We start from the raw sequence: 23,059 nt of genomic DNA on the forward strand, positions 1-23,059 counted from the left end.
AGGGAGAAAGACAGAAGGCGAGAGCAGGTCATGCGGCCCCCTTCGGCGAGAGCCGCTTCGCGAGCCCGATCAGCCCCTTGGGCAGCAAGGCCACGAAAACGATGATCGCGATGCCCAATGTCAGCTGCCAGTGGTCCGCAAGCGGCCCCATCACCGCATGCGTCGAGAAGATTTCCTTCAGCAGCGTGAACGCAATGGCGCCGATGACCGCGCCGCGCAGATGGCCCAGGCCGCCGAGGATCACCATCAGCAGCACCTCGCCCGAGTTGTGCCAGGCCATCAGCTCGGGGTTGACCACGCCGTCGCGCGAGGCCAGAAGAAAACCTGCAAGACCTGCGAGCGCCCCCGCCAGCACGAAGGCCGCGAGCTTGTAGCCGTACACCGCAAAGCCCGCCGCGCGCATGCGCTGTTCGTTCACGCGGATGCCCGCCAGCGCTGCGCCGAAGCGCGAGCGGCGCACCAGTGCCAAGAGGCCGTAGGTGAACACCAGCGATGCGAGCACCACGTAGAACAGCACCATGCGGTTCTCCATGTCGAGCTTGCCGATGGCCGGCCGCACATACATGTAGATGCCGTCGCTGCCGCCGCCCACCTTGGTGTCGTGGAACACGAAGAAGGCCATCTGCGCGAAGGCCAGCGTCACCATGATGAAGTACACGCCGCGCGTGCGCAGGCTCAGGGCGCCCACGAACAATGCATAGAGCGCCGCCGCGCCCATGGCCGCCGGCAGCAGCAGCGCGAGGTTACCGCCCTCGCTGCCCGAGGCCAGCACCGTGACGTAGGCGCCGATGCCGTAGAACGCCGCATGGCCCAGGCTCACGAGCCCGGTCATGCCGACCAGCAGTTCGAGGCTCAGCGCGAAGATCGACAGGATCATCACCTTGACGACGAAGTCCGAGACGTAGTTGCCCATCAACGGGCCCAGCACGCCGATGGCAATGGCGCAGACCACCGGCACGATGAACGCGCCGCGCCGCATGGAAGAAGTGTTGGCTTGGGTCATGGCCGCCTCCCCATCAGCCCTTCGGGCTTCCAGATCAGCACGATGGCCATCAAGAGGTAGATGCCGATGCCGCTCAGGTCCGCGAAGAACACCTTGCCGAAAGTGTCGACGAAGCCCACCAGCAGCGAGGCCACGAGCGCGCCCGTGATCGAGCCGATGCCGCCGATCACCACCAGCACGAAGCAGATGATGAGCACGCTCGCGCCCATGTTGGGATACACCGAGGACATCGGCGCGGCAATCATCCCGGCCAGCGCCGCGAGCGCCACGCCGGCCGCGAACACGATGCGGTAGAGCCGCTTCACGTCGATGCCCAGGCCCCGCACCATGTCGCGGTTGCTCGCGCCGGCGCGGATCATCATGCCCAGCCGCGTGCGGTTGACCACCCAGTACAGCGCCACTGCCAGCACGATGCATGCGGCCGAAGCGAAGAGCCGGTACCACGGATAGCTCATGACGCTGCCCAGCGCAAAGCTGCCGTCGAGCCAGGCCGGCACCTTCACGCCATGCACGTCGTTGCCCACGAGAATGGAGCGCAGCTCCTCGAACACCAGGATGAGCCCGTAGGTCATCAGCACCTGCTGCAGGTGGTCGCGCTGGTAGAGGTAGCTGAAGAAGGCCCATTCGAGCAGGTAGCCGAAGATGGCCGCCAGCACCACGCCAGCCACCAGCATCAAGAGGAACTGGTCGCCGAACAGCGGCGCGAGCGCGAACGCCATGTAGGCGCCAATCATGTAGAAGCTGCCGTGCGCAAGGTTGATCACGCCCATGATCCCGAAGATCAGCGTGAGCCCCGAGGCCACCAGGAAGAGAAGAAGTCCGTACTGAACCGAGTTCAGGCACTGGACAAGGAAGGTGCCGAAATCCACGTTGAGATCATCCCGGTTAGACCGTGAAAGGAGCAGGCGCCAGGCGCCTGCGATTGTTCGTGAGACACCGCGGATCCGGCTTTGCCGGGCCGCTGGTGTCGCCCCCTCGAGGGGGGAGTCGAGCTACACGAAGTGAGCGAGGGACGGGGGTGGGTCGATCACATCCTGCATCCACGCGCCGGGTCCGTCAGGCCCTTGATCGCGATGCTCACCAGCTTGTTCTCCTTGCCTTCCACCTTGCGCAGGTAGATGTCCTGCACCGGGTTGTGCGACTTGCTCATCGTGAACGTGCCGCGCGGGCTGTCGATCTTGGCCTTCTCGATGGCGGCCGTGAACTCGGCCTTCTTGCCGATGTCGCCCTTGGTGGCGGCCAGGCCCACGCCCAGCATCTGCGCCGCGTCGTAGCCCTGCACGGCATACACGTCGGGCTGCAGCTTGAAAGCCTTGGCGTAGCCGACGCGGAAGGCGTTGTCGCGCGCGGTGTTGAGGCCGTCGGCATAGTGCAGCGTGGTCAGCATCCCCTGCGCGGAGTCGCCCTGCGCATCGAGCGTGCCGTCGGTCAAAAAGCCCGGGCCATACAGCGGAATCGTCTTGTTGAGGCCGGCCGCCTGGTAGTCCTTGACGAACTTCACCGCGCCGCCACCCGCGAAGAAGGCGTACACCGCATCGGGCTTGGCCGCCGCGATCTCGGTCAGGAGCGCCTGGAACTCCACGTTGGGAAACGGCAGCGTGAGCTGCTTGTCGACCTTGCCGCCGTTCTTCTCGAAGCCTTCCTTGAAGCCGTTGACCGACTCGTCGCCGGCCGCGTACTTCCAGGTGATGGTCATCGCCTTCTTCTTGCCCTGCTGCTTGGCCGCCACTTCGCCCATCGCGAAGGCCGGCTGCCAGTTCGAGAACGAACTGCGGAAGATGTTGGGGGCGCACATCGGGCCGGTCACGGCGTCGGCGCCGGCGTTGGGCACGATCAGCACGGTGCCGCTTTCCTTCGCGGCCTTGGCCATGGCCATCGCGACGCCGGAGTGCACGGTGCCCACGATCACATCGACGTTGTCGCGCTTGATGAGCTTGTTGACGTTGTCGGTGGCCTTGGCGGGGTCGGACTCGTCGTCGACCTTGAAGTATTCGATCTCGCGGCCGGCGAGCTTGCCGCCGTGTTCGTCGACGTAGAGCTTGAAGCCGTTTTCGATGGCCACGCCCAAAGCGGTGTAGGTGCCGCTGTAGGGCAGCATCAGGCCGACCTTGAGTTTGGCCGAACCCTGGGCGCCGGCAGCCGACGCGAGGGCAGCGAAGGCGATGGCCGTGAGGGCCAGGCGTGCGGTGCGGATGGTCATGGTGTCTGTCTCCTGTTTTTGGTAATGAAAGAAGTGGCCGCGACGATGACACGATCCGGCTGATCGCGATGCGGGGAATGCCCGCATTCGGGGATCTCCACCAGTTCGCAACCCGGCACACGCGCCGTGATGCCGCGGATCTGCGCGAGCGTGCCGTACTCGTCGTCGATGCCCTGCATGGCAAGCACCGGGCAGCGGATGGTGTCGAGCTCGGCCTCGATGTTCCACGCGCGGAAGGGCGGATGCAGCCAGATGCGGTTCCAGCCCCAGAAGGCCGAATCGGCGCTGTCGTGGTAGCGGCCGAGCTTTTTCGGCAAGTCGGTGGAGAGGTACGCTGTGCGCGCCTGTTCGATGTTCGCGACGGTCACGTCTTCCACGAAGATGTGCGGAGCGAGCACCACCAGGCCTTCGACGCGGTCGGGGAAGCGCGAGGCATAAAGCAGCGAGATCGAGCCGCCATCGCTGTGGCCGAAGAGCCAGGGCTTTTCAGCGTCGAGCTTCAGCGCGGTGAAGAGCGCGGGCAGCACTTCGTGCGCCTGGCGGTGCATGAAGTCGACGTCCCAGATCTCGTTGTCGGCGCGCGGCGTGGAGCGGCCATAGCCGGGGCGCGAGAACACGAGGCCGCGGGCGTTGGCGGCGCTGCAGACTTGCGCGGGGAAGTCCTTCCACATGGCGATGGAGCCGAGGCCTTCGTGGAGAAAGACGATGAGCGGGGCATCGGTGCGCTCGGGGGAAATCCACTGGCACTCGATCTGCACGGCGCGGCCGCGCCAGGAGATGGTGGCGAAGTCGGTTGTGCTCATGGTGTTGCTCCTTCCCCCTTTGGGGGAAGGCCGGGATGGGGGCTCGCGGCGCTGGCAAGAGCTGTGCATATGCAAAGGCCACCTGCCCCCACCCCAACCCTCCCCCGGGAGGGGAGGGAGAAAGGCAAGGGGATCCTCATGCCTGCTTCTCCCGCTCACGCAGCCTGAACCGCTGGATCTTCCCCGTCGCCGTCTTCGGCAGCTCCTGCACGAATTCCAGGAAGCGCGGGTACTTGTACGGCGCGAGCCGCTCCTTCACGAAAGCCTTCAGCTCCTCGTCGCTGACCGACTGGCCGTCCTTCAGCACGACAAAGGCCTTGGTCTTGGTCAGCCCGTCCGCGTCTTCCTTGCCGATCACCGCGGCCTCGAGCACCGCGGGGTGCTGCATCAGCGTGGCTTCCACCTCGAACGGCGATACATAGATGCCGCTGACCTTCAGCATGTCGTCGCTGCGCCCGGCATAGGTGTAGTAGCCGTCGGCATCGCGCGTGTACTTGTCGCCGCTTTTGGTCCATCCGCCCTGGAAGGTCTCGCGCGACTTCTCGCGGTTGCACCAGTACATCAGCGCCGCGCTCGGGCCGCGGATAAAGAGGTCGCCCACTTCGCCATCGGGCACCAGGCGGCCGTCCTCGCCGCGCAGCTCGACCTCGTAGCCTTCCACCGGCTTGCCCGTGGTGCCGTAGCGCACGTCGCCGGGGCGGTTGGAGATGAAGATGTGCAGCATCTCGGTCGAGCCGATGCCGTCGATGATCTCGCAGCCGAAGTGCGCCTTGAAGCGCTGCGCGATCTCGCCGGGCAGCGCCTCGCCGGCGGAAGAACACATGCGCAGGGCCACGGCTTCGCGCGCCGGCAGCTTCGGCGAGGCGAGCATGCCGGCAAAGCCGGTGGGCGCGCCAAAGAACACCGTGGGTTTGTGCTCCACCCAGCGGCGGAAGGTCGCGTCGGGCGTCGGCCGTTCGGCCATCAGCACCACGGTCGCGCCGACCGACAGCGGAAAGGTCAGCGCATTGCCCAGGCCGTACGCGAAGTACATCTTGGCGGCCGAGAAGCACACATCGTTCTCGGTGAGCCCGAGCACCGGCTTGCCGTAGAGCTCGGCCGTCCACCACAGGTTGGCGTGCGTGTGGACCGTGCCCTTGGGCTTGCCGGTGGAGCCGGAGGAGTACAGCCAGAAGCCGGGGTCGTCGGAGGCCGTGGCCGCGGGCGCTGCCATCGGCGCGGCAGCGGCGAGCGCGGCTTCGAATTCCTGCGCGCCCTCGGGCAGCGCGCCCACCGGCTGCGAGACGATCAGCGTGTGCACTTCATGCGCGCCACGGGCCATCGCCTCCTGCAGCGTGGGCAGCAGCGCGCCCGACACCAGCGCGGCCTGCGCGCGGCTGTGGTCGAGCATGTAGGCGTAGTCCTCGGGCGTGAGCAGCGTGTTGACGGCGACGGGAACGACGCCGGCATAGAGGCAGCCCAGAAAACTCACGGGCCAGTCGCTGCTGTCGAGCATCAGCAACAGCACGCGCTCTTCGCGCCGCACGCCGGCGGCCTTGAGCGCGGCGGCCAGGCGGCGCGCGCGGTCCTCGAGCTGGCCATAGGCGAGCGTGCCGCGGTCGTCGATGTAGGCGGTGCGCTCGGCGCGGCCGCGGTTCAGCGCGAACAGGTGCTCGGCGAAATTGAATCGTGCGGGTGGGCTCATCGTGTGTCTCCGTGGGGCCTGTGCTTTTCTTTTCTCTAGAGGCCGAGGTGGGCGAGCACGCCGGGACTCGCCTGCACCGCGCTGCGGCGGTGATAGAAGTCGAGCGCGCGCAGTCCGCCGAGCTCGGCGCCGCCGCCCGCGCGGCCGGGGCCGCCGTGCAGCGACATCGGCATCACGTTGCCGTGGCCGGTGTGGGCCTGTGCCACCTCTGGCGTGATCACGTGCACGCGGCCGTGGCTCGGCGCGACGGCGAGCGCGGCCCGTGCCAGCGCGGCATCGTCGCTGCCATACAAAGAGGTGACGAGCGAGCCCTGGCCGCGGTGCGCCAGCGCAATGCCGTGCGCAAAATCGCGATACGGCAGCAGCGTGGCGACGGGCCCGAACACTTCCACGTCGTGCACGCGCTGCGCCGCATCGGCATCGCGCGCACCCAGCAGCACCGGGCCGATGCAGGCGGCCACGGCCGGTTCGGCATCGATCAGCGGCGTGTTGCGGCCGTCGTACAGCACGGTGGTCTGCGCGGACAGCGCTTGCAGGCCTTCGCTCACGGCCTTCATCTGTGCCCGGTTCACGAGCGAACCCATGCGCACGCTCTCGTTGCGTGGGTTGCCGACGGTGATGCCCGCGAGCTTGGCGCCGATGGCTTCGGCCGCGGCGTCGTAGAGCTCGGCCGGCACCAGGATGCGCCGGATTGCGGTGCACTTCTGGCCCGACTTCACCGTCATCTCGCGCACCACTTCGCGCACCAGCAGGTTGAAGGCCTCGCTGCCGGCCGCGGCGCCTGGCAGCAGCAGGGCGCTGTTGAGGCTGTCGGCCTCGATGTTCACGCGCACCGATCGTTCGGCCACGGCCGGGTGCGAGCGGATCAGCGCCGCCGTCTCGGCGGAACCGGTGAAGGAGACCACGTCGAAGGGCTGCAGCGCATCCATCAAGCCCACCGAGCTGCCGCAGACGACCGAGAGCGCGCCCGCGGGCAGCACGCCCGCATCGACCACGTCCTTGACCATGCGCTGCGTGAGCCAGGCGGTGGCCGTGGCGGGTTTCACGATCACCGGCACGCCCGAGAGCAGCGCCGGCGCGGCCTTCTCCCACAGCCCCCATGAAGGAAAGTTGAAGGCATTGATGAACAGCGCGACACCGTGCGTCGGCAGCTGCAGATGCTGCGACTGGAACACCGGCTCCTTGCCGAGCCGGGCCGCATCGCCGTCGCGCAGCGCGCGCACATCGCCGAGCGTGTCGCCCCACTTCGCGTACTGGCCAAGCGTGAAGATCGCGCCGTCGATGTCGACGGCCGAGTCGTTCTTCACGGTGCCCGAGTTCGCGGTGGCGATCTCGTAGTACGCATCGCGGTTGGCTTGCAACACCTTCACGATGGCGCCGAGCAGGCCGGCGCGCTGGCGGTAGGTGAGGGCACGCAGTGCGCTGCTGCCCTGTTCGCGCGCAAAGGCAAAGGCGGCCGGCAGGTCGAGGCCGGTAGCGTCGACGCGCACGAGCTCGGTGCCCAGCACCGGATCGAAAAGCGGCGTGCCGGCGCCCGATCCGCCTTGCCAGCGGCCGGCGACGTGGTTGGGGAGGAGTTCGGTCATGGGGTGAACTTGATCTGCCCTTCGGGCAACAGATAGAGAACGAGTGCGCGGCCATTCGCCACCGTCGGCCGGTGCGCAGTGCCGGGCCCGTAGACGCACCAGCCCGCGGGCTGGCCGTCGAAGGTGGCGCCGGGGCTGCCCTCGAGCGGCATGATCAGGTCGATCTCGCCGTTCGGATGCGTGTGGTGCGGTCCCGCGATGTCCTGCATGTCGACCACGTCGACCGAGAAGCGGTGCAGCGCGTCCTCGGCCTTGAAGACACGGCCATAGCGGATGCCGCCGCCTTCGCGCTCGCAGAGCCAGCCTTCGGCCACGCCGCCGATGCAGGCCTGGCGCAGCGCCTCGAAGCGCGCGCTGCCCGCGCCATGCGTGGCGTTGAGCCACCGGTCGAGTTGTTCGTCGAGCGGCCGGCCGGCGATTTCGGCGGCCAGGCCGGCGATCAATTGGTGAAATGCTTCCTTGCTGGACATTGGCGGGCTTCCTTTTTTGGAGGCTGGCTGGCAGGTTGGATACCGCAGCGAACTTTTGAACTACCTTGCAAGAATCCCGCGCGTGCAGTATCTTGCTTGTGGTCGAACAATAAGCACCGAGACAATGAGTGTCAAGCAATATAGTGCATCCATGGTGTTTACCCTGAGCGCGCACAATCCCGGCCAAGAACGAGGACATGCATGAACGAGCACGTAGACGCGGCGGCGCTGGCCACCGCGCCCGCTGGCAACCCCGCCAGCAACACAGCAGCGCCGGCCGGGGAGGCCGCCAGGAACCCCTTGCTGGCGGCATTGGGCGAGCGCGTGCGCAACCTGCGCGCGCAGCGCGGCCTCACGCGCAAGGCGGTGGCCATTGCGGCGGACGTGTCGGAGCGGCACCTCGCCAATCTCGAATATGGCATCGGCAACGCGTCGATCCTTGTGCTGCAGCAGGTGGCCGGCGCGCTGCACTGCTCGCTGGCCGAGCTGGTCGGCGACGTGACCACCAGCTCGCCCGAATGGCTGCTGATCCGCGAGCTGCTCGAGAACCGCAGCGAGGCCGACCTGCGCCGCGTGCGCGTGGCGGTCGGTGAACTGCTGGGCACGGCCTCGGTCGACCCGGCGCGCCACCGGCGCATCGCGCTCGTGGGCCTGCGCGGCGCGGGCAAGTCGACCCTCGGGCAGATGCTGGCCGACGATCTGGACCTGCCCTTCGTGGAGCTGAGCCGCGACATCGAGAAGCTCGCGGGCTGCAGCGTGCGCGAGATCCACGACCTCTACGGCACCAACGCCTACCGCCGCTACGAGCGCCGCGCGCTCGAGGAAACCATCCAGATCTACAGCGAAGTGGTCATTGCCACGCCGGGCGGCATCGTCTCGGACCCGGCCACCTTCAACGAGTTGCTCGCGCACTGCACCACCGTGTGGCTGCAGGCCGCGCCCGAGGAGCACATGGGCCGCGTGGCCGCGCAGGGCGACACCCGCCCGATGGCGGCCAGCAAGGAAGCCATGGAGGACCTGCGCCGCATCCTGAACGGCCGCGCCGCCTTCTATTCGAAGGCCGATCTTTCGGTGGACACCAGCGGCAAGACGCTGGCGCAGAGCTTCCAGGCGCTGCGCGCCGTGGCCCGCCAATCGATGGGGCTGGGCGCTTGAGCTGAGTGTTCAGGGCGCGCTCCCGCCGACGGGGTACGCGGCGAAGCGAATGTCCCCCGGCCTGCGGCCTCCTCCTTGATTTCGCTGCGCAAGGCACCCCATCAGCGGGATCGTCTTCAGAGCAGTCGTTGATCAGCGATACACCAGCAGCGTGCCCAGGTGCACAGGGCATCGGGTGCTCCCCGCAGCGAAATAAAGGAGGAGCCGAAGGCGGGGGACATTCGCGGAGGGGAGTACCCGGTGCCCTGTGCACGCGCCCCGAATCTGAAAAAAAGCACAACAGGCATTGACTTGCCTGTTTGCATGCAGCATGATGCATGTCATCGGAGCAAGAAAGTGCACTATCTTTCCTGTTCACGGTTTCCGAACACAGCCCCACAGGAGACTTCCGCATGACCGACACCACCACGCTCCAGGCGCCGCCGCGCGTCGACTACCGCACCGAGCCTGCCCAGTACCGCCACTGGTCGCTGAGCTTCGACGGCGCCATCGCGCGCCTCGTGCTCGACATCGCGGAAGACGGCGGCATCCGCCCCGGCTACAAGCTCAAGCTCAACAGCTACGACCTGGGCGTGGACGTCGAGCTCAACGATGCGCTCAACCGCGTGCGCTTCGAGCACCCCGAAGTGCGCAGCGTGATCGTCACCAGCGGCAAGGACCGCATCTTCTGCTCGGGCGCCAACATCTTCATGCTGGGCGTGTCGAGCCACGCCTGGAAGGTGAACTTCTGCAAGTTCACCAACGAGACGCGCAACGGCATCGAGGATTCGTCGAAGCACTCGGGCCTGAAGTTCCTCGCCGCGGTGAACGGCGCTTGTGCCGGCGGTGGCTACGAGCTGGCGCTGGCCTGCGACGAGATCCTGCTGGTGGACGACCGCTCCTCGGCCGTGTCGCTGCCCGAAGTGCCGCTGCTCGGCGTGCTGCCCGGCACCGGCGGCCTGACCCGCGTGACCGACAAGCGCCACGTGCGCCATGACCTCGCCGACATCTTCTGCACCAGCGTCGAAGGCGTGCGCGGCCAGCGCGCGGTCGACTGGCGCCTGGTCGATGCCGTGGCCAAGCCCGCGCAGTTCGCGGCCGCCGTGCAGGAACGTGCCGCGCAACTCGCCGCCATGAGCGACCGCCCGGCCGGCGGCAAGGGCGTGGCGCTGACACGCCTCGAGCGCACCGACAGCGCCGACGGCATCGCCTATTCGCACGTCGACGTGAAGATCGACCGCAGCAAGCGCACCGCCACCTTCACCGTCAAGGCGCCCACCGGCACGCAGCCGGCCGACATCGCCGCCATCGAAGCCGCGGGCGCCGCCTGGTGGCCGCTCGCCGTGTGCCGCGAGCTCGACGACGCGATCCTCAACCTGCGCACCAACGAGCTCGACATCGGCACCTGGCTGCTCAAGACCGAAGGCGACGCGCAAGCCGTGCTCGCCTCGGACGCCGTGATGCTGGCCCACAAGGACCACTGGCTGGTGCGCGAAACCATCGGCGCGCTGCGCCGCACGCTGGCGCGGCTGGACGTGTCGTCGCGCAGCCTGTTCGCGCTGGTCGAGGCCGGCTCGTGCTTTGCCGGCACGCTGGCCGAACTGGCCTTTGCGGCCGACCGCACTTATATGCTCGCGCTGCCCGACGACGCCGCGCGCGCACCGAAGCTCGTGCTCAACGAATTCAACTTCGGCTTCTTCCCGATGGTGAACGACCAGAGCCGCCTGCAGCGCCGCTTCTACGAAGAGGCCGCGCCGCTGGACGCCGCGCGCGCCGCGGCCGGCAAGCCGCTGGACGCCGACGAGGCGCTCAAGCTCGGCCTCGTCACCGCCGCGCCCGACGACATCGACTGGGGGGACGAGATCCGCATCGCCATCGAGGAGCGCGCCGCCATGTCGCCCGACGCGCTCACCGGCCTCGAAGCCAACCTGCGCTTCGCGAGCAAGGAGAACATGGCCACCCGCATCTTCGGCCGGCTCACCGCCTGGCAGAACTGGATCTTCAACCGCCCCAACGCCGTCGGCGAAAAGGGCGCGCTCAAGGTCTACGGCACTGGTGAAAAGGCCGGCTTTGATTTGAACCGCGTCTGAAGAAGAAGCGTCAGTCCGCACAACCCAAGGAACAGCCATGAGCACGATCAACTACAGCGAGAAGATCCCCAACAACGTCAACCTCGGCGAAGACCGCACGCTGCAGCGCGCGCTCGAAGGCTGGCAGCCCAACTTCATCAACTGGTGGGACGACGTGGGCCCCGACGGTTCGACCAACCACGAGGTCTACCTGCGCACGGCGGTGAGCGTCGATCCGCAGGGCTGGGCCCAGTTCGGCCACGTGAAGATGCGCGACTACCGCTGGGGCATCTTTCTGAATCCGGGCGATGCCAACCGCGAGATCCACTTCGGCGACCACAAGGGCGAGAAGGCCTGGCAGGACGTGCCCGGCGAACACCGCGCCAACCTGCGCCGCATCATCGTGACGCAGGGCGACACCGAGCCCGCCTCGGTCGAGCAGCAGCGCCACCTGGGCCTGACCGCGCCCAGCATGTACGACCTGCGCAACCTGTTCCAGATCAATGTCGAGGAAGGCCGCCACCTGTGGGCGATGGTCTACCTGCTGCAAAAGCACTTCGGCCGCGACGGCCGCGAAGAGGCCGATGCGCTGCTGCAGCGCACCTCGGGCGATGCCAACAACCCGCGCATCCTGGGCGCCTTCAACGAGAAGACGCCCGACTGGCTCGCGTTCTTCATGTTCACCTACTTCACCGACCGCGACGGCAAGTTCCAGCTGGCCGCGCTGGCCGAGAGCGCCTTCGATCCGCTCGCGCGCACCACCAAGTTCATGCTGACCGAGGAAGCGCATCACATGTTCGTGGGCGAGAGCGGCGTCTCGCGCGTGCTGGCGCGCACCGCGCAGGTGATGAACGAGCTCAAGACCGACGACGCGCAGAAGGTGCGCGCGGCCGGCGCCATCGACCTCCCCACGATCCAGCGCTACCTGAACTTCCACTACAGCGTGACCATCGACCTGTTCGGCGCCGACCAGTCGAGCAATGCCGCCATCTTCTACAGCTCGGGCCTGAAGGGCCGCTACGAGGAAGGCAAGCGAGGCGACGACCACGTGCTCAAGGGCCAGACCTACAAGGTGCTCGAGGTGAAGGACGGCCAGCTCGTCGAAAAAGACGTGCCGATGCTCAACGCGCTCAACGAAGTGCTGCGCGACGACTTCATCAAGGACTCGGTGGCCGGCGTGGGCCGCTGGAACAAGGTGCTCGAGAAGGCCGGCATCCCGACCCGGCTGACCGTGCCGCACAAGGCCTTCAACCGCCAGATCGGTGCGCTCGCCGGCATCAAGATGTCGCCCGAAGGCCGCGTGGTGAACGAGGTCGAATGGGCCGCGAAGAAAAACGAATGGCTGCCGAGCACCGAAGACTTCGCTTTCGTGGCATCGTTGATGGGACGTGTGGTCGAGCCGGGCAAGTTCGCGGGCTGGATCTCGCCGCCGGTGATGGGCATCAACCGCCAGCCGGTCGATTTCGAGTACGTGCGTTTCGGTTGATGGGTATGGCTCCCTCTCCCCTCGGGGAGAGGGCAGGGGTGAGGGTAGGCGGCGTCCCCACGACAAGCTGCCGCCCCCTCACCCTGACCCTCTCCCCAAGGGGCGAGGGAAAGGAGAAAAAACATGGACATGGCCGTTGAAGCCGGAGTCATCAAGCAGCACCTGATCGACCCCGAGATCTGCATCCGCTGCAACACCTGCGAGGCCACCTGCCCCGTCAACGCGATCACGCACGACGACAACAACTACGTCGTGCGCGCCGACATCTGCAATGGCTGCATGGCCTGCATCTCGCCGTGCCCCACGGGTTCGATCGACAACTGGCGCACGATGCCGCTGGTGCGCGCGTACTCCATCGAAGAGCAACTCACCTGGGAGTCGCTGCCCGCCGAACTCACGCCCGAGGAGCTCGAGGCCGCGGGCGTTTCCGCCGAAGCCGGCGATGAAGCCGCGGTGGCCGCCGCACCTTCGCAGACCCCGGCGCAGGCCGCGGTCGATTCCACCGAGCCGGTCTTCAATTCGGCTCAGTACGGCGCCAGCGTGCCGCCCTGGTCGGCCGCGCACGCCTACACCAACCTCTTTGCGCCGAAGGCGCCGACCACCGCCACCGTGGTGGGCAACTTCAACTGCACCGAGGCCGGCTTCGACAGCGAGACGCATCACATCGTGCTCGACTTCGGCGCGGTGCCGTTCCCGGTGCTCGAAGGCCAGTCGATCGGCATCGTGCCGCCCGGCGTCGACGCCATCGGCAAACGCCACCATGCGCGCCAGTACTCGGTGGCCAGCCCGCGCAACGGCGAGCGGCCCGGCTACAACAACGTGTCGCTCACCGTGAAGCGCGTGACCGAAGACCACCAGGGCGACCCGGTGCGCGGCGTGTGCTCCAACTACGTCTGCGACCTCAAGGTCGGCGACACGGTGCAGGTGGTGGGGCCCTTCGGTTCCTCGTTCCTGATGCCGAACCATCCCAGGTCGCACATCGTGATGATCTGCACCGGCACCGGTAGCGCGCCGATGCGCGCCATGACCGAATGGCGCCGCCGGCTGCGCAAGAGCGGCAAGTTCGAAGGCGGCAAGCTCATGCTGTTCTTCGGCGCGCGCACCCAGCAGGAGCTGCCGTACTTCGGTCCGCTGCAGTCGCTGCCCAAGGACTTCATCGACATCAACCTCGCGTTCTCGCGCACGCCGGGTCAACCCAAGCGCTACGTGCAAGACCTCATGCGCGAACGCGCCGCCGACCTGGCCGCACTGCTGAAGGACGGCGCGAGCCACTTCTACGTGTGCGGACTCAAGAGTATGGAAGAGGGCGTGGTGCTCGCGCTGCGCGATGTGGCCAAGGAAGCGGGCCTCGACTGGGACACGGTCGGCGCCGCACTCAAGCGCGAAGGCCGTTTGCACCTCGAAACATACTAAGCTGCGGCGAATGAAGTTCGCCGACTTCCACCCCGGCCAGGTCATCGAGGCCGGGCCCTATGTCGTCTCCGAAGCGGAACTCATCGGATTCGCGCAGGCCTACGATCCGCAGTGGTTTCATACCGATGCGGCGGCCGCGGCCAACAGCGCATTCGGCGGGCTGATCGCGAGCGGCTGGCACACCTGCTCGATCGCGATGCGGCTCGTGGTCGATGCCGCGCTCGAAGGCTCGGAGTCTTTTGCCTCGCCGGGGCTCGAGCATGTGCGCTGGCCTCACCCGGTGCGGCCCGGCGATGCCTTGCGGCTCGTGGCCGATGTCATCGAGGCACGGCACTCCGAGAAGCGGCCCACGCTCGGCATCCTGCGCTGGCGCTGGCGGCTCTTCAACCAGCGCGAACTGATGGTGCTCGATGTGGAAGTGACGAGCCTGTTCAGGCTGGACGCAAGTTAAGAAAAAAAAGCCCGCGGTGCTCGTGCGCCGCGGGCTTCTTTCCCTGAGCGAAGTGCTTATTTCTTGACGTCGACCGCGCCGGACCCCTGGGCCTTGCCGCTGGCCTTGGCGCGCGCGCCCGAAGGCTTCACTGCGCCGCCGGCCGAGCCCGCAGCGCCGGCCGCGCCGCCCACCGTGTCGCCCACGACATTCGTCGCGCCGGTCACGTTGCCGGCTGCGCCGCTCGCGGCATTGGTGGCGCCGCCCACTGCGCTGGTCGCACCGCCGACTGCGCCGGTGGCACCACCGACCGCGCCCGTCGCGCCGCCGACCACGCCGCCCAAGGTATTGCCCAGGCCGCCTGCGGCCTTGCCGGGGACTTCGACCGGTTGCACGCCGGCACCGGTGGCGGCACCTCCTTCAGCCCGCGTTTGCGCGGCCGCGCCGGTGCCCGCGGCACCTTGGCGTTGCGTGGCGTTCGCGCTGCCCGACGTATTGACATCGGCATTCACGCCGACGCCGACCCCCACGCCTTGTGCCTGTGCGAAGCCGCTCATGGCAAGAAGGCCTGCGAGCAAGGCGCCGACGAAGATGGATTTGTGTTGTTGCTGCTTCATGGGTGACTGGTCCTTTCATTGAATGTCACTGGCAAGAACCGGCTTTGCGGCCAGTTCGGTTGCTACCGTGACCACCTGCGCACATGTCGCCGTGTGCGAGGCAGCCGCCGGCGCGTGTGGGACGGCTCCGTCGTCCGAAATGGGGGGTGATGCGTTAGGCGGCGCCTCCTTCTTGCCTGCGAGCGGATCGGAATCAGAGCGGCGGGAGGCCAGGCAACCTTTTCAGCGGCAGGGTCAAAGGCGATCTGCCCGGATGCCTGGCCTTTCATGCAACTAATAATGTTGCATGAAACGAGACAGCAAGCTTTCAGGCGTTCTCCACGTGCTGCTGCACATGGCCGAGATGGAGGGGCCCGCCACTTCCGAATCGCTGGCCGTGGCCATGCACACCAATCCCGTCGTCGTGCGCCGGCTCATGTCGGGTCTGCGCCAGGCCGGCTTCGTGAGCTCGGCCAAGGGCCATGGCGGCGGCTGGGTGCTGTCGTGCCCGCTGGCCGCGGTGACGCTGGGCGACATCCACAACGCGGTCGGGTCTCCGGCGCTGCTGGCCATGGGCAACCGCACCGAGAGCCCGGGCTGCATCGTCGAGCAGGCCGTGAACGCGGCGCTCGACGGCGCCTGCCGGGAGGCCGAGGCCCTGCTGCTCGAGCGTTTCAACAGCATCACGCTGGCCGATCTTTCCAGGGACTTTCATCGCCGCATGACGGGCGGCGGCTTCACTCACAAGGACATCGAACATGCACTATGATGCTCTGGTCGTGGGCGGCAGCTTTGCCGGCCTTTCCGCTGCCCTGCAGCTTGCGCGCGCGCGAAAAACGGTCTGCATCGTCGATGCGGGCGCGCCGCGCAACCGCTTCGCCGCGGCCTCGCACGGCTTCTTCGGCCAGGACGGCACGCCGCCGCTGAAGATGATTGCCGATGCGAGCGCCAAGGTGCTGGCGTACCCCAACGTCACCCATATCGAGGGCAGCGTCGTGGCGGCCCATGCCGATGGCGCGAACGGTTTCGTCGCGTCGCTGGGCCATGGCGAGCAGCGGGTATCGGCCAGCAGGCTCGTGCTGGCTTTCGGCGTCCAGGATGGCTTTCCTGCGGACATTGCGGGCGTGTCCGAACGCTGGGGCACCAGCGTGCTGCACTGCCCCTACTGCCACGGCTATGAATTCAGCGGCCGGCGGCTGGGCATCCTGATCGAGAGCCCGCATCCGCCGGACCACGCGATGCTGATCGCCGAGTGGGGCCCGGCCACGCTCTTCCTGAACGGCAACAACACGGTGGACGACGAAGCGCGCGCGAAGCTGCTGGCGCGCGGCGTGGCCATCGAGCCCGGCCGCATCGCCGCGCTGGAGGGGCCGACGCCGCGGGATCTCTCGAGCGTCTTCCTCGAAGACGGCCGGCGCGTGCCGCTCGACGCGATGTTTCTCGTGCCTCGCACGCGCATGGGCAGTCCGCTCGCCGAGCAGCTCGGCTGCGCATTCGACGAAGGCCCGTTCGGTCCGGTCATCCGCACCGATGCGATGAAGATGACCACCGTGCCGGGCGTGTTCGCCGCGGGCGATGCGGCCATGATGTTCCACAACGCGACGCTCGCCTCCGCCGACGGCGTGATGGCGGGCACGTCGCTGCACAGGGCCTCGGTGTTCGGCGCGTGATCTCGTCGCCGCGATGACCGGAATGGGGCCGCACACGCCGCAAAACGCGCCGAAATGAACGGCCTCGAAAAACACCCCCGAAATCGCTCTATAATTCGAGCCCTGAAATGCGGGAATAGCTCAGTTGGTAGAGCGCAACCTTGCCAAGGTTGAGGTCGAGAGTTCGAGACTCTTTTCCCGCTCCACATTTCATGCAAAAGGCCACCTCACCGGTGGCCTTTTCTTTTGGGGCACGGGGTATATCAGCCCTTCGCGGGCAGCACCGTCCCGCGGCTTTCGCCGAAGCCGATGCGCGCATGGCCCGGCTTCTCGCACCAGCCGCGCAGCAGCACCGCATCGCCGTCTTCCAGGAAACCGCGCTGCTCGCCATTGGCCAGCGTGACGGGGCTTTGCGCGGCGCGCGTCAGCTCGATGATCGCGCCGGCTTCGCCCGGCCCCGGTCCCGAGATGGTGCCGCTGCCGAACAGGTCGCCCGGGTTCAGGCTGCAGCCGCCCACCGTGTGGTGCGCCACCATCTGCGCCACGCTCCAGTACTGGTGCCTGAAGCTCGTGCGCGACAGGCGCGAAGGCCCGCTTCCGTCGTGGCGCGCCTTCTCGCTTTCGAGCCAGACCTCCAGGCGGATGTCGATCGCGCCGCTTTCGCGGTTCGCCGGGCTTTCGAGATAGCCGAGCGGCTGGGGCTCGTTCGCCGGCCGCGTCCAGGTCTGGCGATAGGGTGCGAGCGCCTCCATCGTCACGATCCACGGCGAAATCGTGGTCGCGAAGTTTTTCGCGAGAAAGGGCCCGAGCGGCGCCATCTCCCAGAACTGGATGTCGCGCGCCGACCAGTCGTTGAGCAGGCAGATGCCGAAGATGTGCTCTTCCGCGCGTTCGAGCGGAATCGGCTCGCCGGCCGCATTGCCTTCGCCGATCCACACACCCAACTCCAGCTCGTAGTCGAGCCGTGCGCAGGCGTGGTACGTGGGCGCCCTGGCGCCCGGCGCCATGGTCTGCCCCATCGGGCGATGAAAGCGCTGGCCGCTGATGCCGATGGTCGACACGCGTCCGTGGTAGGCCGTCGGAATCCAGCGGAAGTTGGGCGTCACGTCGCCCTCGGGGTTCATCAGGCGGCTGATGTTCAGCGCATGGTCGATGGAGGTGTAGAAGTCGGTGTAGTCGCCGATGCGCGCGGGCACCGTGTATTCGACCTCGGCCTGCGGCACCAGGCATTCGCGCACGGCCTGCACCGTGGCGGCCGGTGCGTCATCGCCCAGCAATGCGAACAGCGCGTGGCGCAGCGCGCGCCAGGCGGCGCCGCCGAGCGCGAAGAAATCGTTCAGCGCCGGCAGCGCGGCGGCACGGGCCGCATCGAGCGCGAGTCCGTCGAGCAGCTGGCGCGCACAGAGCGCGGCCATGTCGACCACCTGGTCGCCAATGGCCACGCCGCCGCGAAACGGCTGCGGGCTGCCCGTGCGGCGGAACACTGCGTAGGGCAGGTTCTGGATCGAAAAGTCGGTGCCCGCGGTGTTGGCTGTGCCGACCCAACTCCTGGTGCCGGCGTCGTGCGTGTGGTTCAGAGCAATCATTGCCTGGGCCTGTCGCGTTTCAGACCGACGCCATCAGCGCATCGTCGAAGATCGCCACCGCGCGCGTCCAGCCGGCCGATGCGCCGCGGATCTTGTGCGGAAAGCAGCTGATGAAAAAGCCCGTGGGCGGCAGCGCCTCGAGGTTGTGCAGCTTCTCGATGTGGCAGTAGCCGATGTCGCGGCCGGCCTTGTGGCCTTCCCAGATCAGCGAGGCGTCGTGCGTCTCGCCATACTTCTTCGCGGTGTGCACGAAGGGCGCATCCCAGCTCCAGGCATCGGTGCCCGTGAGGCGCACGCCGCGCTCCAGCAGGTACATGGTGGCTTCGTAGCCCATGCCCGCACCGGCCGCTACGTAATCGGGATGGCCGTAGCGCGAGCCCGCGCGCGTGTTCACCACCACGATCTCGAGCGGGCTCAGCGTGTGGCCGATGCGCTTGAGCTCGGCCTCGACGTCCGCTGCCGTGACCACGTAGCCATCGGCGAAGTGGCGGAAGTCGAGCTTCACGCCGGGCTGGAAGCACCATTCGAGCGGCACCTCGTGGATCGCGATGGCGGGCTTCTTCTCGCCCAGCGCCTTGTCCATGGTGGAGTGGAAGTGGTAGGGCGCGTCGAGGTGCGTGCCGTTGTGCGTGGAAAGCTGCACCAGCTCCACGGCCCAGCCTTCGCCATCGGGCAGGTCTTCTTTCTTGAGGCCCGGAAAGAAGGGCTCGATCTGCTCGTAGGTCTGCTCGTGCGTGAAGTATTGGATCTTCGGCGCGAAGGCCGGCGGATCGGAGAGCACATCGTTTTCCAGAAAAATCGAGAGGTCGACGAACTTGCGTGGCATGGCGGGGCTCCTTGTGGGGTGTTGGTGTTGATGGGGGCGTGCAGCGTTCAGGGCTGCTGCCAGCGCAGCAGCCGCTTTTCGGCAAGGGCCAACAGCGCGTTACTCGCGAAGCCGATCAGCCCGAGCAGCGCGATGCCGGCGAAAAGATCGCTGGCGCGAAACGCGCGCGCCGCGAGAAGAATGGCCTGGCCCAGTCCGCTCTGCGAAGCAATCATTTCGCCCACCACCGCGACGATCAGTGCAATGGTCAGCGCGAGCCGCATGCCGGCCAGGATGTCGGGCATGGCGTTGGGCAGGCCCATCTTCCAAACGAAGGCCGCGCGCGACATCTGCAGGCAGCGCGCCACTTCCGACAACCTGGGTTCCACGGCTGCGAAGCCGTGCACAGTGGCCAGCAGCACCGGCCACATCGCGCCGAAGGCCACCACGAACAGCACCATGCCGGGGTTCAGCCCGAAGATCGAAATCGCGAGCGGCAGCAGCGCCGAGGCGGGCAGCGGGCGAATGAATTCGAGCGTCGGCTGTACCCATGCGCGCACCGCGGGCGACACGCCGATGGCCGCGCCCAGCAGCACGCCGAACAGCGAGGCCAGCAGCCAGCCCTGCACCATGCGGCCGACCGTGGCCTGCGTGAAGGCGAGCAGCTCGCCGTGGTCCCCGTTGCCGTTCGGGCCCGTGAGGTTGAGGCCTTCGAGCAGGCTTGCGAAGGTGGCCTGCGGTGTCGGCAGGAACACGCGGCTCACCCAGCCCGCGTTGCTCGCCATCCACCACAGCGCAATCAATGCAGAGAGCACGGCGAGCGAGCCGAGCCGGTTCATGACGAAGCCAACGCGGCCGCGATCGTTGCCGTTCATGGCAGCACCCCCATGCGCCGAGCGACCACGCGTTGCAGCAGCACCATGCCCGCATTGACCGCAAAGCCCACCACGCCGATCCAGCCCAGCCAGGCGAGCATCAGCGCGGGGTCGAAGCTCTGCTGCGCAATCATCATCGCGTAGCCCATGCCGTTGGGATTGGCCGCAATCTCCACCGTGACGGCCACCACCAGCGCCACCGCCACGCCGAGCCGCAGCGCGACGAACAGCCGCGGCACGATGGCCGGCAGCACGATCTTGAAGGCGCGCTCGCGCGCCGAGAGGCCCAGCACGCGGCTCACCTCGAGCAGCCGCGGTTCGATCTGCTGCACCGCCGACTGCACCAGCACCAGCAGCGGCCAGAAGGTGGCAAAGGCGACGATGGCCAGCTCCATGCGCACGCCGAATCCGAAGCTCAGCATCGCGAGCGGAATCAGCGCCACCGAGGGCACGGGCCGCAGCACCTCGATGGAAAGCGAGCCGAGCCGCGCCGCGCGGCGCGAGAGCCCGAGCACCAGCCCCAGCGCAACGCCGAGCACCGCGCCCAGAAGCAAGCCGAGCGCGGCCGTGCCCAGCGTGAAGCCCGTGGCCTGCCACAGCGAGCCATCGAGCGCCGCGCCCACGAAGGCCTTGGCCGCCGCGCTCGGCGGGGCGAGCGCATCGCTGCCCAATGCGGCCGCGCGTCGTGCGTACCACTCGAAAGCGCCGACCAGCAGGGCCGGAAAGACCCACGGCCGCAGCCAGCGCAGGAGGCGGCGTTCAGTCATGGCTTTGCTCGATGAAGGCGAAGAGTTCGCGTCGCAGATGCAGGTATTCCGGATGCTCCTTCGTCGTGAGCTGGTCGCGCGGGCGCGGAATCTTCACGTCGATCATCCGTGCCAGGCTGGGCCGGCCCGGCCCGGGGTTGGCCTGCAGCGCGATCACGCGGTCGCCGAGGTAGATGGCCTCTTCGAGATCGTGCGTGACGAACAGTACCGTGAGCCCGTCCTCGCGCACCAGCCGCGCGAGCTCGTCCTGCAGGCTCTGGCGTGTGAGCGCGTCGAGCGCCCCGAAGGGTTCGTCCATCATCATCAGCTCTGGCTTCTGCGCCAGGCAGCGGGCAATCTGTGCGCGCTGCTGCATGCCGCCCGAAAGCTGCACCGGAAACTTCTGCGCGTGCTTCGCCAGGCCGACCTTGCCGAGCACCTCGGCAATGCGTGGCGCACGCTCGGCCGCGGGCACGCCGGCCGCTTCGAGCGCCAGGCTCACGTTGCCTTCGACCGTGCGCCAGGGCAGCAGCGCCCGGCCATAGTCCTGGAACACGAAAGCCACCTCGCGCGAAGGCTCGCTCATCTTCACGCCCGTGCGCCGCACTTCGCCGGCGCTCGCCGCCACCAGGCCGCTGGCCGCGCGCAGCAGCGTGGTCTTGCCGCAGCCGCTCGGGCCCACGATGCAGACGAACTCGCCGCGCGCCACGTCGAACGAGGTGGGCGACAGGATCTCGCGCCCGCCGAGCCGGATCGCGACGCCGTCGAAGCGAAGAAAGTCGGCGGCAGCGCTCACTTGGCGATCAGCTTCGCAACGTCGATGGAGGTCTTGAGCATGTCCTGGTCCTTCATGAGCCCGACCCAGTAGCCCAACTGCTTCTCGCTCACCGTGGCGCCGGGCGGCGAGATCTGGATCTTCGCGAGCACCTCGGGCGGCAGCTTGATGTACTTGCCGATGGCCGCGCGCACCTTCGCGTCGTTCTTCGGCTGCTGCATGAAGGCCGCGGCCTCGACCAGCGACTCGCGGAACGCGCGTGCGGCGGCCGGGTTCTTCACCACCCATTCGCGCTTGGCCGCATGCACGATGGTCTGGTTGTTCTCCGGCAGGAAGGTGGAGTAGTACGAGGCCACATAGCCCGCGCCGCTCTCGGTGATGCGGCTCATGAACGGGTCGGCCGACACCACCGCGTCGACCGAGCCGCCGCGCAGCAGGTCGGCATGCTGCGGAAACGAGGCCTCGACGAAATTGACCTTGCGGTAGTCCACGCCGCTCTCCTTGAGCCAGGCGCGGAAGGTCACGTGCAGGAACGCGCCGAGCCCGGGCACGCCGATCTTCTTGCCCACGCAGTCCTGCGGCCCCTTGATGCCCGAGCCGGCGCGCGCCACCAGGCCGAAGCCCGTGATCGTCTTCGACGTGAGCCCGCCGCCGGCCACCAGCACCAGGTCGAGCCCGCCGTCCACCGCCTGCAGGAACACCGAGGGCGTGGGCCCGCCGATCTGCAGCGAGTCGGACTGCAGCGCCGCGGGAATGGTGGAGTTGAGCGGAATGAACTTGAGTTCGACTTCGAGATTGCGCTTCTTGAAGTAGCCCTCTTCGGCCGCCACGAAGACCGAGGCGAAGTCGGACACGGCCGTGTAGCCGAACACGATCTTCGGGTTCGATTGCGCGCGCGAGGGCAGCGCCGCGGCGGCCGAGGCCGCGGCCAGCGCCGACAGCAGGGTGCGTCGTTTCATCATGTCTTTTGTCTCCTGGAGGTGGTTTTCTTCTGCGGGGCCTTGGGTCGCGGCAGCGCGGCGCGCAGCCCGCCGACGATGAAGTTCACGAGCATCGGCGCCACGGCCGGATCGCTGCGCTGGTTCTCGCCGCGCGAGAGCCGCTCGATGCGGCTGTCGTTCAGGTGGTGCAAGAGCGCCCCGAGCGAGAACTGGTAGCCCCAGGCGGCCTGCCCGCGCGTGGCATGCGGCAGCGCGACGTGCAGCGCGTCGATGTAGGCCTCGGCCAGCGGATCGAAGTAGCCGCGCAGCACGCGGTCGGCTTCCTCGGTGGCGTGGTAGAGCTCGCGCGCCACCAGCAGCGCGTAGTACTCGCCCTCGGCGCTCGCGCGCAGCGCCAGCACCGGCCCCGTGAAGGCCTCGATGATGCGCGGCAGCGTGCGCGCGTCGTCGGGGTCGTTGTTCACGGCCCGAAGGCCCGCGAGCCGTTCCTCGATGCTGTGGCTCCAGTGCTCGAAGATCGCGTGGAAGAGCTCGTGCTTCGGGCCGAAGTAGTAGCCCACCAGCGCCAGCGGCACGCCGGCTTCCTCGGCGATCTGGCGGATGGTGACCGCGTGGTAGCCGTGCTGCGCAAAAAGCTTTTCCGCCGCCAGCAGGATGGCGTGGCGCCGATCGGGCCGGGCCGTTTCGGCTGCAGTGGCCGCGGCCCGGTGGGCGCTTCGCCTGGCAGGTTGGGTGCGGGCATTCATGAGGCGTATTGAACATCTGTACAAAACTGTTGAACACACGTACAAACCCTGAGGTCAAACCC

At 67.6% G+C, this 23,059-nt stretch carries 22 protein-coding genes and 1 tRNA gene; 8 read left to right on the forward strand and 15 right to left on the reverse strand.

Annotated features, from left to right (window positions below; translation table 11 throughout):
* Window positions 1-28 precede the first annotated feature (28 nt).
* The 7 genes from QFZ47_RS13130 to QFZ47_RS13160 form a co-directional block, all read right to left on the reverse strand.
* Window positions 29-1,003: a branched-chain amino acid ABC transporter permease gene (locus QFZ47_RS13130; protein WP_307656043.1), complete on the reverse strand. Its 975-nt coding sequence runs from the start codon at window positions 1,001-1,003 to the stop codon at window positions 29-31.
* The gene (locus tag QFZ47_RS13135; RefSeq protein WP_307656044.1) at window positions 1,000-1,872 is read right to left on the reverse strand and encodes a branched-chain amino acid ABC transporter permease; all 873 of its coding nucleotides are present in this window, start codon (window positions 1,870-1,872) and stop codon (window positions 1,000-1,002) included. The genes QFZ47_RS13130 and QFZ47_RS13135 overlap by 4 nt, the downstream gene beginning before the upstream one ends.
* Window positions 1,873-2,030: 158 nt before the next feature.
* Complete coding sequence (locus QFZ47_RS13140) at window positions 2,031-3,203, reverse strand: ABC transporter substrate-binding protein (RefSeq protein WP_307656045.1); 1,173 nt, start codon at window positions 3,201-3,203, stop codon at window positions 2,031-2,033.
* Window positions 3,200-4,006 (reverse strand): alpha/beta fold hydrolase, encoded by an 807-nt coding sequence (locus QFZ47_RS13145; RefSeq protein WP_307656046.1) that lies wholly within the window; start codon window positions 4,004-4,006, stop codon window positions 3,200-3,202. Before QFZ47_RS13145 ends, QFZ47_RS13140 begins: the two co-directional genes overlap by 4 nt.
* Before the next feature lie 136 nt (window positions 4,007-4,142).
* Window positions 4,143-5,690 (reverse strand): benzoate-CoA ligase family protein, encoded by a 1,548-nt coding sequence (locus QFZ47_RS13150; RefSeq protein WP_307656047.1) that lies wholly within the window; start codon window positions 5,688-5,690, stop codon window positions 4,143-4,145.
* A 35-nt stretch (window positions 5,691-5,725) separates the two neighbouring features.
* A complete protein-coding gene (locus QFZ47_RS13155) occupies window positions 5,726-7,276 on the reverse strand; it encodes a 3,4-dehydroadipyl-CoA semialdehyde dehydrogenase (RefSeq protein WP_307656048.1) in 1,551 nt (516 codons plus the stop codon).
* Window positions 7,273-7,746, reverse strand: coding sequence for a 4-hydroxylaminobenzoate lyase (locus QFZ47_RS13160; protein WP_307656049.1), 474 nt, complete (start codon window positions 7,744-7,746; stop codon window positions 7,273-7,275). The genes QFZ47_RS13155 and QFZ47_RS13160 overlap by 4 nt, the downstream gene beginning before the upstream one ends.
* A 201-nt stretch (window positions 7,747-7,947) precedes the next feature.
* On the opposite strand from QFZ47_RS13160, the gene QFZ47_RS13165 reads away from it, so the two are divergent.
* The 5 genes from QFZ47_RS13165 to QFZ47_RS13185 all read left to right on the forward strand — a co-directional run bounded on the left by QFZ47_RS13165 (window position 7,948) and on the right by QFZ47_RS13185 (window position 14,299).
* Entirely contained in the window at window positions 7,948-8,901 is a 954-nt protein-coding gene (locus QFZ47_RS13165; protein WP_307656050.1) for a helix-turn-helix transcriptional regulator, read from the forward strand.
* Between the two features lie 392 nt (window positions 8,902-9,293).
* A complete protein-coding gene (gene boxC / locus QFZ47_RS13170) occupies window positions 9,294-10,970 on the forward strand; it encodes a 2,3-epoxybenzoyl-CoA dihydrolase (RefSeq protein WP_307656051.1) in 1,677 nt (558 codons plus the stop codon).
* A gap of 37 nt (window positions 10,971-11,007) precedes the next feature.
* Window positions 11,008-12,435 carry a benzoyl-CoA 2,3-epoxidase subunit BoxB gene (gene boxB, locus QFZ47_RS13175; protein WP_307656052.1) on the forward strand — a complete coding sequence of 476 codons (1,428 nt, stop codon included), beginning with the start codon at window positions 11,008-11,010 and terminating at the stop codon, window positions 12,433-12,435.
* A gap of 123 nt (window positions 12,436-12,558) precedes the next feature.
* Entirely contained in the window at window positions 12,559-13,848 is a 1,290-nt protein-coding gene (boxA, locus tag QFZ47_RS13180; protein ID WP_307656053.1) for a benzoyl-CoA 2,3-epoxidase subunit BoxA, read from the forward strand.
* Window positions 13,849-13,858: 10 nt separating this feature from the next.
* On the forward strand, window positions 13,859-14,299 hold the full coding sequence (locus tag QFZ47_RS13185; RefSeq protein WP_307656054.1) for a MaoC family dehydratase: 441 nt from the start codon (window positions 13,859-13,861) through the stop codon (window positions 14,297-14,299).
* 56 nt (window positions 14,300-14,355) lie between these two features.
* Here the strand turns inward: QFZ47_RS13185 and QFZ47_RS13190 are convergent, their stop codons facing one another.
* A complete protein-coding gene (locus QFZ47_RS13190; RefSeq protein ID WP_307656055.1) occupies window positions 14,356-14,895 on the reverse strand; it encodes an adhesin in 540 nt (179 codons plus the stop codon).
* A 286-nt stretch (window positions 14,896-15,181) separates the two neighbouring features.
* Here QFZ47_RS13190 and QFZ47_RS13195 point away from each other — a divergent pair, with 286 nt between their 5' ends.
* The 3 genes from QFZ47_RS13195 to QFZ47_RS13205 all read left to right on the forward strand — a co-directional run bounded on the left by QFZ47_RS13195 (window position 15,182) and on the right by QFZ47_RS13205 (window position 16,729).
* Complete coding sequence (locus tag QFZ47_RS13195; protein WP_307656056.1) at window positions 15,182-15,643, forward strand: RrF2 family transcriptional regulator; 462 nt, start codon at window positions 15,182-15,184, stop codon at window positions 15,641-15,643.
* Entirely contained in the window at window positions 15,633-16,544 is a 912-nt protein-coding gene (locus tag QFZ47_RS13200; protein WP_307656057.1) for an NAD(P)/FAD-dependent oxidoreductase, read from the forward strand. The genes QFZ47_RS13195 and QFZ47_RS13200 overlap by 11 nt, the downstream gene beginning before the upstream one ends.
* A gap of 109 nt (window positions 16,545-16,653) precedes the next feature.
* A tRNA-Gly gene (locus tag QFZ47_RS13205) sits at window positions 16,654-16,729 on the forward strand.
* A 57-nt stretch (window positions 16,730-16,786) separates the two neighbouring features.
* Here the strand turns inward: QFZ47_RS13205 and fahA are convergent.
* Genes fahA through QFZ47_RS13240 form a run of 7 tightly spaced genes read right to left on the reverse strand, consistent with a single transcriptional unit; the run spans window position 16,787 to window position 22,997 of the window.
* The gene (gene fahA, locus QFZ47_RS13210; protein WP_307656058.1) at window positions 16,787-18,109 is read right to left on the reverse strand and encodes a fumarylacetoacetase; all 1,323 of its coding nucleotides are present in this window, start codon (window positions 18,107-18,109) and stop codon (window positions 16,787-16,789) included.
* A gap of 19 nt (window positions 18,110-18,128) precedes the next feature.
* Window positions 18,129-18,935, reverse strand: coding sequence for a cyclase family protein (locus QFZ47_RS13215; protein ID WP_307656059.1), 807 nt, complete (start codon window positions 18,933-18,935; stop codon window positions 18,129-18,131).
* Between the two features lie 47 nt (window positions 18,936-18,982).
* Window positions 18,983-19,789 (reverse strand): ABC transporter permease, encoded by an 807-nt coding sequence (locus QFZ47_RS13220; protein WP_307656060.1) that lies wholly within the window; start codon window positions 19,787-19,789, stop codon window positions 18,983-18,985.
* Window positions 19,786-20,556, reverse strand: coding sequence for an ABC transporter permease (locus tag QFZ47_RS13225; protein ID WP_307656061.1), 771 nt, complete (start codon window positions 20,554-20,556; stop codon window positions 19,786-19,788). Before QFZ47_RS13225 ends, QFZ47_RS13220 begins: the two co-directional genes overlap by 4 nt.
* Window positions 20,549-21,331 carry an ABC transporter ATP-binding protein gene (locus tag QFZ47_RS13230; RefSeq protein WP_307656062.1) on the reverse strand — a complete coding sequence of 261 codons (783 nt, stop codon included), beginning with the start codon at window positions 21,329-21,331 and terminating at the stop codon, window positions 20,549-20,551. The genes QFZ47_RS13225 and QFZ47_RS13230 overlap by 8 nt, the downstream gene beginning before the upstream one ends.
* Window positions 21,328-22,272 carry an ABC transporter substrate-binding protein gene (locus tag QFZ47_RS13235; RefSeq protein ID WP_307656063.1) on the reverse strand — a complete coding sequence of 315 codons (945 nt, stop codon included), beginning with the start codon at window positions 22,270-22,272 and terminating at the stop codon, window positions 21,328-21,330. Before QFZ47_RS13235 ends, QFZ47_RS13230 begins: the two co-directional genes overlap by 4 nt.
* On the reverse strand, window positions 22,269-22,997 hold the full coding sequence (locus tag QFZ47_RS13240) for a TetR/AcrR family transcriptional regulator (protein ID WP_307656064.1): 729 nt from the start codon (window positions 22,995-22,997) through the stop codon (window positions 22,269-22,271). The genes QFZ47_RS13235 and QFZ47_RS13240 overlap by 4 nt, the downstream gene beginning before the upstream one ends.
* Window positions 22,998-23,059: the final 62 nt, after the last annotated feature.

Source organism: Variovorax paradoxus (genome assembly GCF_030815975.1).
GTDB classification, from domain to species: domain Bacteria; phylum Pseudomonadota; class Gammaproteobacteria; order Burkholderiales; family Burkholderiaceae_C; genus Variovorax; species Variovorax paradoxus_N.

What these genes read in the sequence shown, in the direction of transcription:
- boxC (WP_307656051.1), top strand. Translation starts at nt 9,294, where the DNA reads ATGACCGACACCACCACGCTCCAGGCGCCGCCGCGCGTCGACTACCGC.
- QFZ47_RS13190 (WP_307656055.1), bottom strand. Translation starts at nt 14,895, where the DNA reads ATGAAGCAGCAACAACACAAATCCATCTTCGTCGGCGCCTTGCTCGCA.
- QFZ47_RS13160 (WP_307656049.1), bottom strand. Translation starts at nt 7,746, where the DNA reads ATGTCCAGCAAGGAAGCATTTCACCAATTGATCGCCGGCCTGGCCGCC.
- boxA (WP_307656053.1), top strand. Translation starts at nt 12,559, where the DNA reads ATGGACATGGCCGTTGAAGCCGGAGTCATCAAGCAGCACCTGATCGAC.
- boxB (WP_307656052.1), top strand. Translation starts at nt 11,008, where the DNA reads ATGAGCACGATCAACTACAGCGAGAAGATCCCCAACAACGTCAACCTC.
- fahA (WP_307656058.1), bottom strand. Translation starts at nt 18,109, where the DNA reads ATGATTGCTCTGAACCACACGCACGACGCCGGCACCAGGAGTTGGGTC.
- QFZ47_RS13155 (WP_307656048.1), bottom strand. Translation starts at nt 7,276, where the DNA reads ATGACCGAACTCCTCCCCAACCACGTCGCCGGCCGCTGGCAAGGCGGA.
- QFZ47_RS13165 (WP_307656050.1), top strand. Translation starts at nt 7,948, where the DNA reads ATGAACGAGCACGTAGACGCGGCGGCGCTGGCCACCGCGCCCGCTGGC.
- QFZ47_RS13195 (WP_307656056.1), top strand. Translation starts at nt 15,182, where the DNA reads ATGAAACGAGACAGCAAGCTTTCAGGCGTTCTCCACGTGCTGCTGCAC.
- QFZ47_RS13225 (WP_307656061.1), bottom strand. Translation starts at nt 20,556, where the DNA reads ATGACTGAACGCCGCCTCCTGCGCTGGCTGCGGCCGTGGGTCTTTCCG.
- QFZ47_RS13185 (WP_307656054.1), top strand. Translation starts at nt 13,859, where the DNA reads ATGAAGTTCGCCGACTTCCACCCCGGCCAGGTCATCGAGGCCGGGCCC.
- QFZ47_RS13215 (WP_307656059.1), bottom strand. Translation starts at nt 18,935, where the DNA reads ATGCCACGCAAGTTCGTCGACCTCTCGATTTTTCTGGAAAACGATGTG.
- QFZ47_RS13145 (WP_307656046.1), bottom strand. Translation starts at nt 4,006, where the DNA reads ATGAGCACAACCGACTTCGCCACCATCTCCTGGCGCGGCCGCGCCGTG.
- QFZ47_RS13140 (WP_307656045.1), bottom strand. Translation starts at nt 3,203, where the DNA reads ATGACCATCCGCACCGCACGCCTGGCCCTCACGGCCATCGCCTTCGCT.
- QFZ47_RS13150 (WP_307656047.1), bottom strand. Translation starts at nt 5,690, where the DNA reads ATGAGCCCACCCGCACGATTCAATTTCGCCGAGCACCTGTTCGCGCTG.
- QFZ47_RS13130 (WP_307656043.1), bottom strand. Translation starts at nt 1,003, where the DNA reads ATGACCCAAGCCAACACTTCTTCCATGCGGCGCGGCGCGTTCATCGTG.
- QFZ47_RS13235 (WP_307656063.1), bottom strand. Translation starts at nt 22,272, where the DNA reads ATGATGAAACGACGCACCCTGCTGTCGGCGCTGGCCGCGGCCTCGGCC.
- QFZ47_RS13200 (WP_307656057.1), top strand. Translation starts at nt 15,633, where the DNA reads ATGCACTATGATGCTCTGGTCGTGGGCGGCAGCTTTGCCGGCCTTTCC.
- QFZ47_RS13220 (WP_307656060.1), bottom strand. Translation starts at nt 19,789, where the DNA reads ATGAACGGCAACGATCGCGGCCGCGTTGGCTTCGTCATGAACCGGCTC.
- QFZ47_RS13240 (WP_307656064.1), bottom strand. Translation starts at nt 22,997, where the DNA reads ATGAATGCCCGCACCCAACCTGCCAGGCGAAGCGCCCACCGGGCCGCG.